11 protein-coding genes are annotated in these 16,819 nt (G+C 68.5%); 7 read left to right on the plus strand and 4 right to left on the minus strand.

What is annotated here, in order from left to right; translation table 11 throughout:
• The first annotated feature begins 233 nt into the window (after positions 1-233).
• On the plus strand, positions 234-1,256 hold the full coding sequence (locus AB0D57_RS35560; RefSeq protein WP_362082916.1) for a hypothetical protein: 1,023 nt from the start codon (positions 234-236) through the stop codon (positions 1,254-1,256).
• Between the two features lie 196 nt (positions 1,257-1,452).
• The gene (locus AB0D57_RS35565; protein WP_362082919.1) at positions 1,453-2,874 is read left to right on the plus strand and encodes an amino acid permease; all 1,422 of its coding nucleotides are present in this window, start codon (positions 1,453-1,455) and stop codon (positions 2,872-2,874) included.
• A 229-nt stretch (positions 2,875-3,103) separates the two neighbouring features.
• On the opposite strand, the gene AB0D57_RS35570 is transcribed toward AB0D57_RS35565, so the two are convergent.
• Positions 3,104-4,018, minus strand: a complete 915-nt coding sequence (locus AB0D57_RS35570; RefSeq protein ID WP_362082923.1) for a MerR family transcriptional regulator — start codon at positions 4,016-4,018, stop codon at positions 3,104-3,106.
• 96 nt (positions 4,019-4,114) lie between these two features.
• On the opposite strand from AB0D57_RS35570, the gene AB0D57_RS35575 reads away from it, so the two are divergent.
• Complete coding sequence (locus tag AB0D57_RS35575) at positions 4,115-5,635, plus strand: alpha/beta fold hydrolase (protein ID WP_362082926.1); 1,521 nt, start codon at positions 4,115-4,117, stop codon at positions 5,633-5,635.
• A gap of 66 nt (positions 5,636-5,701) precedes the next feature.
• Here AB0D57_RS35575 and AB0D57_RS35580 read toward each other — a convergent pair whose 3' ends face one another.
• Positions 5,702-6,946, minus strand: coding sequence for an ROK family transcriptional regulator (locus tag AB0D57_RS35580; protein WP_362082929.1), 1,245 nt, complete (start codon positions 6,944-6,946; stop codon positions 5,702-5,704).
• Between the two features lie 220 nt (positions 6,947-7,166).
• Between AB0D57_RS35580 and mmsA the strand changes: the two genes are divergently transcribed.
• From mmsA to AB0D57_RS35595, 3 genes are all read left to right on the plus strand, one after another.
• Complete coding sequence (gene mmsA / locus AB0D57_RS35585; protein ID WP_362082932.1) at positions 7,167-8,714, plus strand: multiple monosaccharide ABC transporter ATP-binding protein; 1,548 nt, start codon at positions 7,167-7,169, stop codon at positions 8,712-8,714.
• A complete protein-coding gene (mmsB, locus tag AB0D57_RS35590; RefSeq protein ID WP_362082935.1) occupies positions 8,711-10,009 on the plus strand; it encodes a multiple monosaccharide ABC transporter permease in 1,299 nt (432 codons plus the stop codon). The genes mmsA and mmsB overlap by 4 nt, the downstream gene beginning before the upstream one ends.
• An 80-nt stretch (positions 10,010-10,089) precedes the next feature.
• Complete coding sequence (locus AB0D57_RS35595) at positions 10,090-11,196, plus strand: sugar-binding protein (protein WP_362082938.1); 1,107 nt, start codon at positions 10,090-10,092, stop codon at positions 11,194-11,196.
• 237 nt (positions 11,197-11,433) lie between these two features.
• Here AB0D57_RS35595 and AB0D57_RS35600 read toward each other — a convergent pair whose 3' ends face one another.
• Positions 11,434-12,609, minus strand: coding sequence for an ATP-grasp domain-containing protein (locus AB0D57_RS35600; protein ID WP_362082941.1), 1,176 nt, complete (start codon positions 12,607-12,609; stop codon positions 11,434-11,436).
• A gap of 492 nt (positions 12,610-13,101) precedes the next feature.
• Positions 13,102-15,825 carry a M4 family metallopeptidase gene (locus tag AB0D57_RS35605; RefSeq protein ID WP_362082944.1) on the minus strand — a complete coding sequence of 908 codons (2,724 nt, stop codon included), beginning with the start codon at positions 15,823-15,825 and terminating at the stop codon, positions 13,102-13,104.
• A 253-nt stretch (positions 15,826-16,078) separates the two neighbouring features.
• Between AB0D57_RS35605 and AB0D57_RS35610 the strand changes: the two genes are divergently transcribed.
• On the plus strand, positions 16,079-16,672 hold the full coding sequence (locus AB0D57_RS35610) for a TIR domain-containing protein (protein ID WP_362082947.1): 594 nt from the start codon (positions 16,079-16,081) through the stop codon (positions 16,670-16,672).
• The last annotated feature ends 147 nt before the right edge of the window (positions 16,673-16,819 follow it).

Raw genomic sequence — 16,819 nt, forward strand, 5'->3', positions numbered from 1 at the left:
ATCCGCCAGGCCGGATGGACAAACATCGCCGCCGCCACCGACCACTATCGGTCACGAACCGACCACGCACTCCAACTACTCGATCTTGAAATCTGAGAACGCATCAGCCCTGGTACCGCACATGGTCCGTATTTCCGTACACCGAATGGTCCGGGCCTCACCAACAGACCAGCCCTAAGGTCTCCCCCACGTCGAGGAATTCACCTCGATTCGGATATCTGGCGGAGGGCCGCGTGAAGGCTGAATATCGAGTCCGAACCGCTACCGGCGACGTTTCTTTCACGTCGGGCGTCGGTTACGTCCTTCCGCACGAACACATCATCTGTGATCTGCGAGCGCGCTGGTCGGGTGGCGGATCCGCACACGAGCTCGACGCCCCGGACCATGCACTGGGACCGGCCACGATCGACGCCGTACGACGTGACTCTCAAGGCAGCCTCCGGGAAAACCTGATGCTGTCCGACTGGTATCTCGCCGCACAGGAACTGCGCGAAGCGAAGAACTCCGGTTGCGCCCTCGTGGTGGACCTCACCGTGCAGGGTCTGGGGCCGTCACCCTCGCTGTCGGTCCGCGCAGCCAACGAGGCGGGACTGCCGGTGGTCACCGCGGTCGGCCGGTACGTCGTCGCAGCCCTCACCCCCGAGCAGCGGGAACTGTCGGCCGACGCCCTGGCCGACGAGTGGATCGCCACGGTCGAGAACGGGGTGGACGGCTGCGTCGTCGGGATCATCGGCGAGATCGGCGTGAGCCGGAGCATGCACGACGCCGAGCACCGCTCCCTGCACGCGGCCGCCCTCACCCACAAGAACACCGGACTCGGGGTCAACATCCACATCGAACCGGGTTACGGACTCGGCACCGCCCACGAGGCCTTGGACGTACTGGAGTCCAGCGGCGCGGATCCCGCGAAGATCGCCATCAGCCACGTGGACTACGAAACCGACCTCAATGCGCTGATCCGGCTGGCACGCCGAGGCTGCTACCTCGAATTCGACTTGTTCGCCCGCTCCTTTCCGCCCGTGAGCGAACAGGAACGCCTGCGCACGATCCTTTCCCTTGTCGAAGCCGGACACGGCGAACGGATCCTTTTGTCGCAGGACATCTGCATGCGTCACAGCCTGCTCCGCTGGGGCGGACACGGCTATGCCCATCTCGCCCGCGAAATCCATCCCGAATTGCGTCACCACGTGGGCTCGGCCACCACAGATCTGCTCATCAGTGAGAACCCGCTGAGGTTCCTTTCCATCGCTTCCTGACGACGGGCTGCTTTCGTCTCCCGCAACTCGTCCGGCACTTCAGCGCGCGGACCGGTTTCCCTGCCCCGGCCCAGGCCGGGGCAAGCCCGGACGAGGCGTCTCGCACACCACCCTGCGTCCTCCCGTTCCGCCCCTTGCCGACCCTTGCCGGCCGGTGCGGCGGCCGTCGACGGAACGAAACGAAAGGTGCACCACCATGGCCTCACCAGTCGATCAGCACCACGGCAGAGGGAAGAACGCCGCGGAGACCGCCCCCGACGAGGGCTACCGGCGCGGACTCAGTGCCCGCCAGGTCCAGATGATGGCGATCGGCGGCGCCATCGGCGTCGGCCTCTTCTACGGCTCCAGCACAGGCATAGCCAGGATCGGCCCCAGCATCATCGCGTGTTACGCCGCCGCCGGCATCGTCATGTTCCTCATCATGCGCGCCCTCGGCGAACTCCTCACCTACCGCCCCACCTCCGGCGCCTTCGCCGACCACGCGCGGGAGTTCTTCGGCCCGTTCGCGGGCTTCGCCACCGGCTGGTCGTACTGGGCCGCGTGGGTCACCGCCTGCATGTCCGAAGTGACCGCCGCCGGCCACTACATCGCCTACTGGTGGCCGTCCGTGCCGGTATGGGTCACTGCCGCGACGGCGCTGGTGGCGCTGTTCGTCACGAACCTGGTCTCGGTCAAGCTCTTCGGCGAACTGGAATTCTGGTTCGCCTCCATCAAAGCCGTGGCGATCATCGCGATGATCGTGATCGGCATCGGCGTCCTGACCTTCGGCTTCTCCTCCATCGGCGACACCGCCTCCGTCAGCCACCTGTGGGCCGACGGCGGCTTCGCCCCCAACGGCACCTGGCAGACCATGCTCGCCATGCAGGGGGTCGTCTTCGCCTACCTGGGTATCGAGCTGGTCGGCGTCACCGCGGGCGAGGCCGAGAACCCCCAGCAGACCCTCCGCAAGGCGATCAACACACTCCCGATCCGCATCGGCGTCTTCTACATCGGCGCCCTGATCATCCTGCTGTCGCTCTACAGCTGGAAGGAATACACCCCCGGCGTCAGCCCCTTCGTCCAGGTCTTCGCCGGCGTCGGCATCCCGGCCGCCGCGGGAATCATGAACTTCGTGGTCCTGACCGCCGCCCTGTCCTCCTGCAACTCCGGCCTCTACTCCACCGGACGGATGCTGCGCGGCCTGGCCGTGAACGGCGAAGCACCGGCTGCCCTGAAGAAGCTCAACAGCCGCCGACTACCGCTTGCGGCCCTGGTCTTGTCCACCCTCGTCATGGGCATCGGCGTCATCGTCAACATCGTCTCCCCCGACAAGGCGTTCATCTACATCACCTCGGTCGGCACCTGCGCCGGCCTGTGGACCTGGTTCATGATCCTCGGCGCACACCTGCGCTACCGCTCCAAGGTCCGCGCCGGCCTCCTGCCCGCCGCCGACTTCCGCATGCCCGGCGCCCCGTACACCAACTGGATCGCCATCGCGGCCCTCGCCTTCGTGGTCGTCCTGATCGCCACCGACTCCGACACCCGCCTCGGCCTGTACGTCTGGGCCGTCTGGTTCACGCTCCTCGGCGTCAGCTACTGGATTCCCCGGCGCAGCCCCGGACTTCAACCCGAAGCCTGACCTGCCACCCGACTCCCGCCGGGAGTTCACGCACCGTCCGCTACCTTGCAGGCAACCCTCGGCAAGAAGTCCCTGAAAAGTCCCCACCTTGACTCAGGTCGAGCCTGCGCATGCCAAATCCGGTCGGCGGATGGTGCGTCCTGGTCGGCAGGCCGAAGGGCGCCCTTGCTGACCGTTGCCCGGGATGGGTAAGGCCCTGCTCTCCAGCCGCCGGGTGAAGGCACCCGGTTCAGTCCGCCGGCCGGGCGGTCTGGGTGGCCAGCGCGTCGCAGAGCCAGGCGTGGGCGGCGCCGGCGGTTGGTTCCGACGGGCCGGAGAGCTCGGCGGTGAGTTCCCAGTAGCGGTCGATACGGGGATCTGCGGCCAGCAGACGGCTGAGTCCGCGGCGGAAGGCGGGAGTGTCCCGCGTGCCGCGTGAGCGGGCATAGGCGGAGACGAAGCAGTCGAGTGCCTCGCCCTCGTACGGTGGCCGCTCCGCCCGCAGCTGCGGCGATGCCAGCCCATACGCCTCGACGAGACCGTCGTAGAGCACAGCCGGGCGGCCCCCGTCGGGCCGGTGTGCCGCGGGCTGGCCGTGACCGGTGCCGGAGCAGGGGGCGGAGACGAGGGCGTGCAGCCGGGTGAAGGCCAGCACCTGGGCCGGGGTCGGGCCTTCGGGGAGCTGCGGAACTGCGTGTTCGACGATGACGGAGACCAGCCGGGCCGGGAGCCGCGGCGGCAGCCAGCGCCGCCAGAAGCGTGCCAGTGCGGCCGTACTGGGCGGGACGGAGACGGCGCCGATCAGGCGCAGCCGCTCGGCGCGTTCCTCGGGGGCACACTCCTGGAGCAGTTGGAGGGCTGCCTCCTGCCAGCGCAGGGCAGCCAGCCGCGAGCCGATCTGCCGCAGCTGCCCCGCGACGACGTCCTCCAGCGTGTCCTCCTGGTCGAGGACCCGGCCCACTTCGGGGACCGGCAGGTCGAGGGTGCGCAAGGAGCGGATCAGGTGCAGCCGGTCGAGTGCCTCGGGGCCGTAGCGGCGGTGGCCGCCGACGCTACGGGCGGCTTCGGGCAGCAGACCGCGGTCCGAGTAGAAGCGGACGGTCTTGACGGTGACGCCCGCGTGCTCGGCGAGCTCTCCGATGCTCCAAGTGCTCTCAGGTGGCACGACTTGAACCTCCCTCAGGGGGAGTTCCTACCGTACCGACGAGCGCGGACGGCCGGTACGGGCCGCCCTGCGACCACAGCGTGCGAGGAGACATCTATGACGGCATTCATCCTGGTGGCGGGCGCCCACACCGGCAGCTGGATATGGCAGGCGGTGGCCGACCGGCTGCGGGAGTCGGGGGCGGACGCATATCCGGTGACGCTCACCGGCATGGGCGAGCGTCACCATGCGGCGGGAGCCGACACGGACCTGGAGACGCACATCCACGATCTGCTACGGCTGATCGACCAGGTGGACACGGCAGAGGTGGTGATGGTCGGTCACTGCTACGGCATCTACCCGGTACTCGGCGCCGCCGACCGGCGCCCGGAGCGGATCACCCGGATCGTCCACCTGGATGCGGGCATGCCTCAGCACGGCGACCAGGCCCTCTCCCTGGTGCCCGACCAGGCGGTCCGCGACCGGCTGCTGCACCGGGCCGGGCCGGCCGAGGACGACCGGCGGATCCCCCCGCCGCCACTTGAGGAGTGGCAGCGCTGGGGCAGCGTCTCCGGACTCCCGCCCGCCGTGCTGGCCCGGCTGGCGGGAAACGCCGTACCGCAGCCGGCGGGCACGCTCACGCAGCCGCTCCGCCTGTCGGGAGCGGTCTCCGAGCTGCCGAAGACCGGTGTCCTGTGCACCGCCAACGGTTCGAGCATCGCCATGGTCGAGGCCCTGGTGGGACTGGGGGACCCCCGCTTCCAGGCGCTCACCGACCCCCGGGTGAGCTTCTTCGAACTCGGCACCGGCCACTGGCCGATGCTCTCCTGCCCCGGCGAGGTGGCCGAGATACTGGTCCGGGCCGCCGCGGGAGAAGGGCACCGGGTGGCCGCGACGGTGAACGAACAGCCGGCGCACCTTCGTCCCTTCCTGATGGATGTACCGGAGCGGCATCGCGAGCGGGTGGGGCAGGTCGATCTCTACTTCCCCGATGACCTGACTGAAGCCGACCGCCCGCGGCCGGCGGTGGTGTTCGTCCACGGCGGCCCGGTCCACCCCGATGTGCGGCCGACTCCCCGGGACTGGCCGGGCTTCGTCGGCTACGGCCGGTACATGGCGGGTATGGGAGCCGTCGGCGTGACGCTGGACCATCGGCTGCACGATTTCGCCGACTACGGGCGGGCCGCCGAGGACATAGCCGAAGCGGTCGACCTCGTACGGGCTGATCCGCGCGTCGACGGGGATCGCGTGGCGCTGTGGTACTTCTCAGGTGGCGGCCTGTTGTCGGCGGACCGGCTCGCGGCGCCCCCGCCGTGGTTGCGGTGCGTCGCGGCGACCTATCCGGTACTCGCACCGCTGCCGAACTGGGGGCTTGTCGATTCCCGGTTCCGCCCGGCGGTCGCGGTGCGTACCGCGGGGCGGTTGCCGATCGTGTTGACCCGGGTGGAGCTGGAGCGCGCGGAGATCGCGGCGACGGTCGATGAATTCCTTGCGGCCGCCAAGAACTGCGACGCCGATGTCGAGGTGATCGACGTACCGTTCGGCCACCACGGTTTCGAGACGATCGACCATACGGAGCAGGCTCGCCACGCCGTGGAGCGCGCGGCACGATCCGTGCTGGGGCACCTGCGGCGCTGAGACATCCCTCGCGAACAGCGTCTTCGAAGGCTCCAGGCCCGGACGCCGGTCGGCGCTCCTGCCCGGTCAGTCCGACAGAAGTGCCGACAGCTGTGGGGAGTAGGTCGCGTGCAGAACCAGTGCGGCGCTGCCCACGACGGCGGCGTCCACGCCGAGTGGGGAGGCCGCGACCTCCACTACGCGGATGTGACGGGCCAGCGGTCTTTCGGCCAGCGCCGAGGCGACGACGTCCACGTAGCGCGACTCCACGTGCTGAATACCGTGACCGCCCAGGATGATGAGGTCCACATCGATGAAGTTGGCGATGCTGACCGCGACCGAGGCGACATGTCCTGCGGCCTCGTCGATGACCGCCGTCGCGACGGGGTCACCGGCTCCCGCCGCGAGCTGGATCGCGGCATGGTCGACGGAGGCCGGATCCATGTCGAATGATTGCGACAGCACACTGTTGTCGCCTTGCCGGGCGGCGAGTCGTCGGTGCACCTCGGCGACGATCGCGGACGGGTTGACCAGCCTCTCCAGGCAGCCCCGGCTGCCGCAGTAGCACTCCGGCCCGTCCGGCAGCACGGAGGAGTGGCCGAACTCGCCCGCGTTGAACGAACCGCCTCTGTACACCTGGTGGTTGAGGATCAGACCGCCTCCGATGCCGGTGCCGAAGAACACGTAGGCGAAGTTCGCGACCCCTTTGCCGACGCCGGACCAGCGCTCGCCTATGGCGGCGGCGGTGGCGTCGTTGTCCAGCGTCACCGGCAGACGGGTGACCTCGCTCAGCATGCTTTGCAGGGGCACTCGCGTCCAGTGGGCGAGTTGAGGCGGTGCGACGATCACGCCGGGCTTCTGGTCGATCGGTCCCGGAGTGGCAAGTCCCAGCCCCAGCACCTTGCTGCGTGACACCTTCGCTTCGTCGAGCACATCGGCGACCAGCTCGGCCATGGCCGACACCACGTGCGACGGGTCGGTGCCGGGAGGTGTGGGACGCCGTTTGACGACGAGCGGCCGCCCCAGCAGGTCGACCACGGCGCAGGTGAGTTCGATCGGGTCGAACACGAGCCCGACGGCGCTGCCCGCGTCCGCGTTGATCCGCAGAGTGGTGCGGGGTTTGCCGCCGCTGGCGACCCGGCTGGCTCCGTCCTCCCGCACGATCCCCTCGTCCAGCAGCCGGCGCACGATGCCGGAGACCGTCTGCGGGGTGAGCCCGGTCTGCTGGGCGATCTCGACCCGGCTGACTCCGTCGGCGAGCTGGATCTGGTCGAGGACAACCGCCCGGTTGTATCGCCCGACCTTGGGAAGGTTTGTTCCTGCTTGCCGCACGCGCGAGATCCTCTCTGTTCCAGCTCAACGACGATGCTGCCGCGGGGCGTTGACTTAGTAAAACAAATGGATTTAAAGTCCGGTCCCGCAGACGTAACACGCAGGGCATGGAGGCACAAGGCAGTGCCATCGGAGGCAAGTTGATGTCCACGAAATGTCGCATCCAGCAACGCTCGGCCCGGTGTGATCGTCGCGGCCGTCGCGGCGTGGGGCTCCGCTCATGAGCCACGCCCCGATGCTGCTGGAGATGCGGTCGATCACCAAGACGTTCCCGGGCGTGAAGGCACTCGCGGACGTCAACCTGGTGGTGAAGGAGGGGGAGATCCACGCGATCTGCGGCGAGAACGGCGCCGGCAAGTCCACCCTCATGAAAGTGCTGAGCGGCGTGCACCCGCACGGGAGTTACACGGGCGACATCGTCTACCGGGGCAACGAGGTCCGCTTCCACGACATCCGGGCCAGTGAGCAGGCCGGCATCGTCATCATCCACCAGGAACTGGCGCTGGTCCCCGGCATGTCGATCACCGAGAACATCTTTCTCGGCAACGAGCCACGCAGGCGCGGCGCGATCGACTGGAAGACCGCGCAGCGCCGGGCGCTGGAGCTGATGGAACGAGTCGGGCTCCAGGAGGACCCGGACACGTTGATCAAGGACATCGGCGTCGGCAAGCAACAACTCGTCGAGATAGCCAAGGCATTCGCCAAGGACGTGAAGCTGCTCATCCTCGACGAGCCGACCGCGGCCCTGAACGAAACCGACTCGCAGCATCTGCTGGACCTGCTGCGCGGCTTCCGGGAGCGGGGGATCACCTCGATCATGATCTCCCACAAGCTCAACGAGATCGAGGCCGTCGCCGACACCATCACGATCCTGCGGGACGGCCGGACGATCGAGAGCCTCGACGTCCAGGGCGACGGTGTCAACGAGGACCGCATCGTGCGCGGCATGGTCGGCCGCGAGCTCGGCAGCCGGTTCCCCGATCACACGCCCGACATCGGCGAGGTGTTCTTCGAGGTCCGCGACTGGACGGTGAGGCACCCGAGTTCGGACGAACGGCTCGTGTGCAAGGGCTCCCACTTCACTGTCCGGCGCGGTGAGATCGTCGGCTTCGCCGGACTCATGGGCGCCGGGCGCACCGAGCTCGCGATGAGCCTGTTCGGCCGCTCCTACGGCCACTACGTCTCCGGCCAGGTCTTCAAGGACGGCAGGGAGATCCAGCTGAAGTCGGTGGCGGACGCCATTGCGCACGGTCTCGCCTACGTCAGCGAGGATCGCAAGTCGATCGGCCTCAACCTGCTGGACGACATCAAGACCTCGATGGTCGCCGCCAAGCTGTCGAAGATCGCTCGGCGCCGGGTCATCGATCCGGTGCGTGAACACCGGATCGCCGAGGAGTACCGCCAGAACCTCAGGATCAAGACCCCCGGCGTCGACGAAGGCGTCGTGAAGCTCTCCGGCGGCAATCAGCAGAAGGTGGTCCTCGCGAAGTGGATGTTCACCGATCCTGACCTGCTGATCCTCGACGAGCCGACACGCGGTATCGATGTGGGCGCCAAGTACGAGATCTACGGAATCATCCAGCGGCTGGTCGGCCAGGGCAAAGGCGTCATCGTCATCTCCTCGGAGCTGCCCGAGCTCATCGGACTGTGCGACCGCATCTACACCGTGTTCGAAGGTGCCATCACCGGCGAGGTGACGCGCCGCGACGCGAACCCGGAACTCCTTATGAAGAAGATGACCTCTCTCACGAAGACAGCGACCCCATGAGCCGCATCACAGAGCTGCAGAAGAACCTCTTCGGAGGTACGACCTCCAACGCCCGCCAGTTCGGCATGATTTCCACGCTCGTGGCGATCGTCCTGCTGTTCCAGATCTGGACCGGAGGTCTGACCCTGACCTCCGGCAACCTCATCGCCGTGGTCAGTCAGTACTCCTACATCCTGATCCTCTCCATCGGCATGCTGATGGTGATCGTCGCCGGCCACATCGATCTCTCGGTGGGCTCGGTCGCGGCGTTCACCGGCATCGTGGTCGCCAAGGCGATGCAGGAGTACTCGATCCCGTGGCCCCTGGGCATCGTGCTCGGCCTGCTCGTCGGCGCGGCGATCGGCGCCTGGCAGGGCTTCTGGGTCGCCTACGTAGGGGTGCCGGCCTTCATCGTCACCCTGGCGGGGATGCTGTTGTTCCGCGGCGGCAACCAGTACATCGGCAACGCCGACACCGTGCCGGTGCCCACCGGCTTCCGTGACATCGGCGCCGGCTTCCTGCCGGAGGTGGGGCCGGACACCGGATACAACAACCTGACCCTCCTGCTCGGCCTCGCCGCCTGCCTGGGTGTGGCGTGGCGGGAGTGGAAGGCACGGCAGACCCGGCGCGAGATGAACGCCGACGCCGCGCCGTTGTGGGTGACGGGGATACGGCTGGCCGTGATGCTGACCGTCATCGTCTTCGCGACGCTGCGCTTCGCCGGCGGCCGCATCGGTACCAGCCTGCCCATCTCCGGCATCATCCTGATCGTCCTGGTACTCGCGTACTCGTATTACACGCGCAACACCATCGGCGGTCGGCACATCTACGCCGTCGGGGGCAACGCCCGCGCGGCCGAGCTGTCCGGTGTGAAGCTCAGGCAGGTGAACTTCCTCGTCATGATGAACATGTCCGTCCTCGCCGCACTGGCCGGCATGATCTTCGTCGCGCGCTCCGCCGCTTCCGGCCCGCAGGACGGTCTGAGCTGGGAGCTCGACGCCATCGCGGCCGTCTTCATCGGCGGCGCGGCGGTCTCCGGCGGCCTCGGAACCATCAGCGGCTCCATCGTCGGTGGTCTCGTCATGGCCCTGCTCAACAACGGTTTGCAGCTGGAGGGCGTCGGCTCCGACATGGTCCAGATGATCAAGGGCCTGGTCCTCCTTCTCGCCGTCGCGTTCGACGTCTACAGCAAGAAGCAGGGGCGCTTCTCGATCATCGGAACGCTGATGCGCCCGTTCCAACGAGACGAGGCGGCCACGCCGGTCGATCCGCCGAAGCCGGCCTCCGATCCCGACAAGGCTCAGGTCGCAGGCTGAACGGAGGGTCTTCACCGATCGCGCCGCATTCCACGGCGTCCAACTCACCCCGCACCACCGTAAGAAGGGCTCATCCCACCATGCGCACAAGCATCATCAGAGGCATCGCCGCAGCCGGCGCCGTCGCCCTGCTCACCCTGGGCACGGCGTGCTCCAACGAACGCGAGGGCTCCGACTCGGGCAGCAGCGACACCAAGGGTTTCGCCAAGGACTCCCTCGTGGGGGTCGCGCTGCCCGCGAAGACCTCGGAGAACTGGGTGCTCGCCGGTGATCTGTTCACCGACGGCCTCAAGGAGGCCGGCTTCAAGGCCGACGTGCAGTACGCCGGCGCCTCGACCACCGTCGCGGACCAGCAGGCGCAGATCTCCTCCATGGTCACCAAGGGCGCGAAGGTGATCGTCATCGGCGCGACCGACGCCTCGCAGCTCTCCACCCAGGTGGCGCAGGCAAAGGAGGCGGGCGCGACCGTCATCGCCTACGACCGGCTCATCACCAATACGCCCGACGTCGACTACTACATCGCGTTCGACAACTTCAAGGTCGGCCAGTTGCAGGGGGAGGCCCTCCTCAACGGCATGAAGGCGAAGAAGCCGAAGGGCCCGTGGACGATCGAGTTGTTCTCCGGTTCGCCGGACGACAACAACTCCAAGGTCTTCTTCGACGGTGCGATGGAGGTGCTCAAGCCTCTCATAGACAAGGGTGACATCGTTGTCGGCTCGGGTCAGAAGAACATCAAGCAGACCGCGATCCAAGGCTGGAAGGCGGAGGTCGCCCAGCAGCGGATGGACGGCCTGCTGACCTCGACGTACAACGGTGCCACGAAGCTCGACGGTGTCCTTTCTCCGAACGACACCCTCGCCCGCGCGGTCATCACGTCGGTGAAGAGCGCCGGCAAGCCGGTCCCGGTCGTCACCGGCCAGGACTCCGAGGTCGAGTCGGTGAAGTCCATCATGGCCGGCGAGCAGTACTCGACCATCAACAAGGACACCCGCAAGCTCGTCGCCGAGACCGTCAACATGGTCAAGTCCCTGCAGAAGGGTGACAAGCCGGAGATCAACGACACCAAGTCGTACAACAACGGCAGCAAGGTCGTCCCGGCGTACCTGCTCCCGCCGGTCATCGTGACCAAGGAGAACGCGGTCGAGGCCTACGCCAACGACCCGAAGTTGGCGCCGCTCACCAAGTAGGTCCCGAGCGCTGCTGTCCCGGCCCAGGACGTCACCGGGCGCGGGACAGCAGCGGTCGACCGCTGCCACAGCAACCACCGTGCGGCAGGGCCGGCGGACTGGCTCGGTTCAGCCTGCGGGGACGTCCGCGTCCGCCGCGCGGCGGGCGCGTTGCTGGTCGTGGCGGCAAAGCTCTCCGGCGATCCGGCAGCGGCGACAAAGCTTCGGCAAGAGGCGGAGAGCACCAGCGACCCGGCCCTACCGTCCCGTCCGCTGCCCGAGTTCGTCCAGGATCGCGGGGATCGTGTCCGGGTCCACTGCCGTCACCACCACGACGACCTCCCCCTCGGGGGAAGGCCACTCGGCGGCGATCCGAACGGCCGGGTGGTCCATGAGACGGGACAGCAGCGCTGGAAGGTCACTGTCGGCGGGGACCGGCAGCAGGTGCATCGCCGCGGTGGTCACGAAGGGGGCGGGGCGCGGCAGTTCACCGTCCGCGAGGGTCTCGACGAGCGAGCGGTACGGCTGTGCCGCCCCGTTGGTGGCGAGCGGCACGAGATGGGAGTTGATCAGGTCGCCGCCGAGCCGTGCGCCGATCTCCAGGACGACGGGGCCCTCGGGCGAGTAGCGCAGATCCACATGGAAGCCGCCGGTCTCGATGCCCACGGCGCGCACCGCGCGCTCGGCCGCCTCGTGCACTCGGGCGAGCTGTTCCGGAGTGAGCGCGGAAGGGACGATCGTGGTGATCGTACGGAGTTCCGCGGGCGCCAGGTACTTGTCGGACACGGCGAGGATCACCACTTCGTCCCGGTGTACGAGCCCGGAGACCGAGTGCTCGCTGCCGTCGACGAGTTCCTCGACCAGGAAGGCGTCGGAGTCCTCGTAGTTGAGGGACGTCAGCTTCATCAGCTCGTCCGGCTCCGTGTGCGCGTCGATCACGGCCGAACCGCGGCCCCCCGAGGAGTGGGCGAGCTTGAAGATCAGGGGAAGGCCCAGCTCTCCCAACGCGGCCTTCAGCTCGTCGGCCGTGGCCCCGCTGCGCCAGCGGGGGTTGAGACCGAGCGGTTCGAGCGCCCGGCGCTGCGCGGCCTTGTCGAGGCACACGGCGGCCGCGGCGACCGAGGGTCCGCGCAGGCCGAGCGCCTCGGCCACCTTGGCCGCGACGTCCACGTACCGGTCGCCCCAGCACAGCACCGCTGCGGGCTCGTGCCCGCCGTCCCGTGCCTGCCGAAGGGCCCGGGCCGCCACGTCCTCCACGGGCTCCGCCCGGGTGAAGGCGGCGATCCGGTCGTCGGGCAGCCCGGTGTGGCCGAGGCCGGTGTCGGAGTGGACGTACACGGCGTGGCCCAGCTCGGCCGCGGCGTCGATCTCGGGCCGCCATTCCAGGGGGGAGCGGCGCAGGCCGAGATGGAGGACAGAACGGTCGAGGGACATAGGGGGACCTTACTGGGGTCGGTGCACGTGCGGGAGTGGAGACGGTGCGGGGGCCACGCTGGGGATCTGTGCGTTCGCTTCTTTCAGACGCGACGCCCGCCGGCGCTCAGGGGTTGTCGTGGATGCCAGTCAGTCGGCAATGACCTCATGGCGGTGGATGTCCTGCGCGTAAGACCGACCGGCAATTGGAGGGCGGCGTCGCGGGGTCTGGCACGCACATCTGCCGCGTTGTCGTCGGTCGCGATGGCTCCGCCATCACTCCCTCCTCCGCCTTGCAGCTGCACGCACCAGACCCCGCTCCTTCCCCCACCCTCCAATTGCCGGTCGGTCTAAGCCAAGGCGGCACCGTCGCAGCCGGCGAGATTCGCCAGTGCGGCCTCCACGCGGAGGCTCTCGTACGGAGCCGCCCGGTCGGATGAGCAGGTCCGGCGGGGCGTCCGGCGACCGGACCGCGCCCCTCGAAGAGCGAGGGGCGCGGTCCGGGGCGGGCGGTTACGCGCAGGTGCCGGCGAACGTCTCGCGGGTCACCACGTCGGTCGCGGCCGCCGTGGTGTCCAGCCAGGCGATGCGCTGCCCGTCGCCGAGGGACGGGGCGAGCTGGGCGCCGGAGGAGCAGGAGACGCGGCTGAAGGCGTTCAGGCCGGCCAGCGCGTCCGCGGTCGTGGAGACCGTGACCTTGAGCTTGTCCGGCCCGGTCCAGCTGCCGAGCGCGCCCCAGATGTCGTACGTGGAGTACGCGAGGTAGTCGTCGGTCACGGAGAACTGGGCGACGTACAGGCTCGTCGGGAACTTCAGGTTCTTCATCTGGGTCACGTCGGAGACCGGGGTCGAGCCGATCGTGGTGCTCGGGATCAGGAAGCTGCCGGTGACGCGGTAGTAGACGCGGTCCGAGGTGAGCTGGATGTCGGAGAGGGAGTTGAACAGGAAGCCGGTGATCCGCTTGTTCTGCGTGGTGCCGGAGGCGATGTCGTAGAGGTAGAGGTACGTCCCGTCGCCGCCGGCCCAGGCGAGCGTGCCGTTCTTCATGGCGAGGTGGGACGCCTTGGTGCCGGAGTCCGGCGTGAGGTTCACCGTCGTACCGTCGGCCCCGCGGAGCATGACGTCCTGCTCGCCGTCGGCCGTGGTGCTGATGTACGCGAGCGCGCCGTCCTCGGTGACCGGCTCGGTCTCGTCGGCGTCCACGGTGTCCGCCAGCTTCTTGATCGCGCCCTGGCCCTTGTCGCCGGCCCGGTAGACGCCGATGCCGTCGGCGCTGATGCGGGTGAAGACGATCCGGTCGTCGTCGAGCGAGGGGTCCAGCAAGTAGGCGTCTTCCTCGGCGAGTTCGTGGCCGGACCCACCGTGCTGCTTGCTGAAGCGGCCGACAGTGATGCCGAAGGCGGCGGAGCCCTGGTCCCAGGCGATCGCGTCACCGCGGCCGATGGCGTACACGTCGCCGTTGATCTGCGCGGCCTGCTCGTCCACCGAGCCGCTGTACACCTCGTAGGCGGGCAGCACGTCACCGGCGAGGGTGGTGCCGTCGTGGGTGCCGCCCTTGGACTCCCAGCCCTTCTCGATGCCGTGGTCGTCGAAGGCCTTGCCGATGGCGGCCAGGTCGGCCTTGGAGACCTTGAGGGACTTGGCGGCGAGGGTGACGGCGTTGCGCATGTCGGTGAAGCCGGACAGCGGGGTGAGGTAGTTCTGTGCGGCCCGGTAGACGATCTGGTCGGCGAGCTCGGTGTCGATGTTCTTGCGCATGTCCCACAGGGCGCCACCGACGATGGTGGAGTTGTAGTGCACGCCGCCGTTGTCGATGTCGAGCGTGATCGGCTCGTAGTCGGTCTGGGCGTTGCGGCCGTCGTTGAGGTCGCGCAGCGCGCAGTCCTCAAGGGTCCCCGTGCCGTTGCAGAGGTACTCGCCGACGAGGCCGGAGGTCGGGTCGTCCATGGCGATGCCCTTGTCGGCGGTCTCCATGGCGTTGCCCATGTAGTCGGATATCGCCTCGTTCAGGGCACCCGACTGGTTCAGGTAGACGAGCCCGGCGCTGTGTTCGGTGACACCGTGGGTCATCTCGTGGCCGACCACGTCGAGGCTCACCGACAGGGGCACGCCGCCCATGTGGCCGTACACCATCTTGGTGCCGTCCCAGAAGGCGTTGGCGTAGTCCTTGCCGTTGCTGGCGACGTTCACGACGGAGTAGATCGTGCCGCCCTTGCCGTCGATGCCGTCGCGGCCGATCTCGTTCTTGTAGAACTCGTAGACCTTGGCGGCGTTGACGTGCGCGTCGACCGCGCCGGAGGTGGTGTGGGCACCGTCGAAGCGGCCGGTCGAGGACGTGACCACAGGTACATCCTCGGTGACCGGGCCGTACGCGACGAGGCTGTAGCTCTTGCGCAGCGCGTCGTAGGTGCGTATCTGGCCGCCGGTCGTGGCGTACATGTCGCGGGTGGAGTCGACCAGCGCGTACGAGCCGTCCGTCTGCCGGTCCGCGTCCAGCTGCACCTCGCTGCCGTCGACGCGGACGCCGGTCGCCGTGGCGGGCGCGGCGTCGGCAGCGTCGATGTTGTTGTAGGAGAGGGCGATACCGCCCACGCGGGCGTCGACGTAGGACTCCTGCCGGACCGGGCTGCCGTCCTTCCTGGCTCCTGTGACGGTGAAGTGCCAGGTGAGGCGGCCGCCCTGGGAGTCGGGCAGCACGGTCAGGCCGTGCGCGGTGGTCCGGGCGCCCTCGACCGCGGAGAGGGTGCGGTCCAACACGAACAGGCGCTTCTGTGCGGTCGCCTCGGTCACCTTCGGGGTCGTGGAGACCGTGAGGTCGGTGTAGAGGGTGCCGGTGGCGGAGGTGACCTGCTGGCCGTCACCGTCACCGTCACCGGAAGCCTCGGTCTGGACCGCGTATTCGGCGCCGAACACCGGGACGCCGTCGTGCTGTTGCTGGAAACGGACCGCCGACTGGCCGCCGTCCTTGGTGGTCTTGAGCGTCTTCAGATCCGAGGTGGGCACCTTGTAGGTGTCCTGATGATCCTTCAGTTGTGCGCGAGCGGCTTGGGCGGGTGTGCCCTGCCGGGCCTTCGTGTCCAGTCCCTGCGTCATCGCGGGCGCGACCGGAATTGGCAATTCCGACTCCTGGCCGGCCACGGCGTCGTCCGCCCAGGCCGGGCCGGTCAGCAGCGCGGAGCCGGTGGCCGCGGCCACGACTCCCGCGGCCAGGGCACGACGCAACCGTCTGTTCCTCACAGAGTTCCTCCCCATCACACACGGAAGCGTGGGGCCACCGGCCCCACGCAGTCGGCGCCTTGATCGTTCGGGAAGGTCGATGCCCAGCACAGGGGATGAACGTGGCGTGAAGCCGCCCAGGCGTAAACGCGCCACCGTGCGGTGGACCACGAGGGAGGACAAGGCACTCCGGTGCTCACTGGCAGCGACCACCGACCGCTCACAGAACATCAACCCACCCTTATTTGCGATCAATTGCCCTAGACTGCCGGCCATGGTCATGGACCGGATCAACCTGGCTGTCGCGCTCGTCGGCCTGATCGCCACGGTGGCATCCACGTACTTCGGCTACCTCGGGGTGCGGCACGTGATCCGTCGTCGCCGCACCGACGACCCCGTGGCGGAACCGGCGGACCATCAGCCCGCCGGACAGGACACGTACGACGTGTTCGTGTCGTACGCGGACGCGGAGGCCGATGCGGCGCGGCGGCTCGCGGAGGGGCTGCGCGCGGCGGACACGTCGGTGTTCCTGGTGCGTTGGGTCGAGCCGGGGCTGATCCCGCTGCTGGAGACCGAGCGGGCGCTGACGGGCGCGGCGTTGGGTGTGCTGCTGTTCGGCCGCGGGGCGATGGCCGAACCGCGGATCAGGGACGAGTACGCGGCGATCCTCGAGCGCGCGTACGAGGGCGACTTCCGGTTCGTACCGGCGCAGATCGAGCGGGCCGAGCAGGTCGGCCTCCCCCGGTTCGCCGCCATCCGCCGGCCGGTGGACCTGAGCGAGCCCGGCACCGCGCGGTACGACGAGGAAATCGCCCGCCTGGCCGCGATCGCGCACAGGCGGCCGCCGGACGACGGGCGCCCGAGGTGATGGTGACCCGGCCTTGGCGACTGCCGGTGGTGCCTGCCCGAGCAGCGGTCCTGGCCGCCGGAGCCCCCTCCTGATCGGCCGTGCACACGAAGGAGTGCCGATTGCGTGAAGGCAGGGCGGAGCAGGGCATTCCGCCCTTACCTTGGT

This window comes from Streptomyces sp. NPDC048275 (assembly GCF_040652275.1).
Lineage (GTDB): Bacteria > Actinomycetota > Actinomycetes > Streptomycetales > Streptomycetaceae > Streptomyces.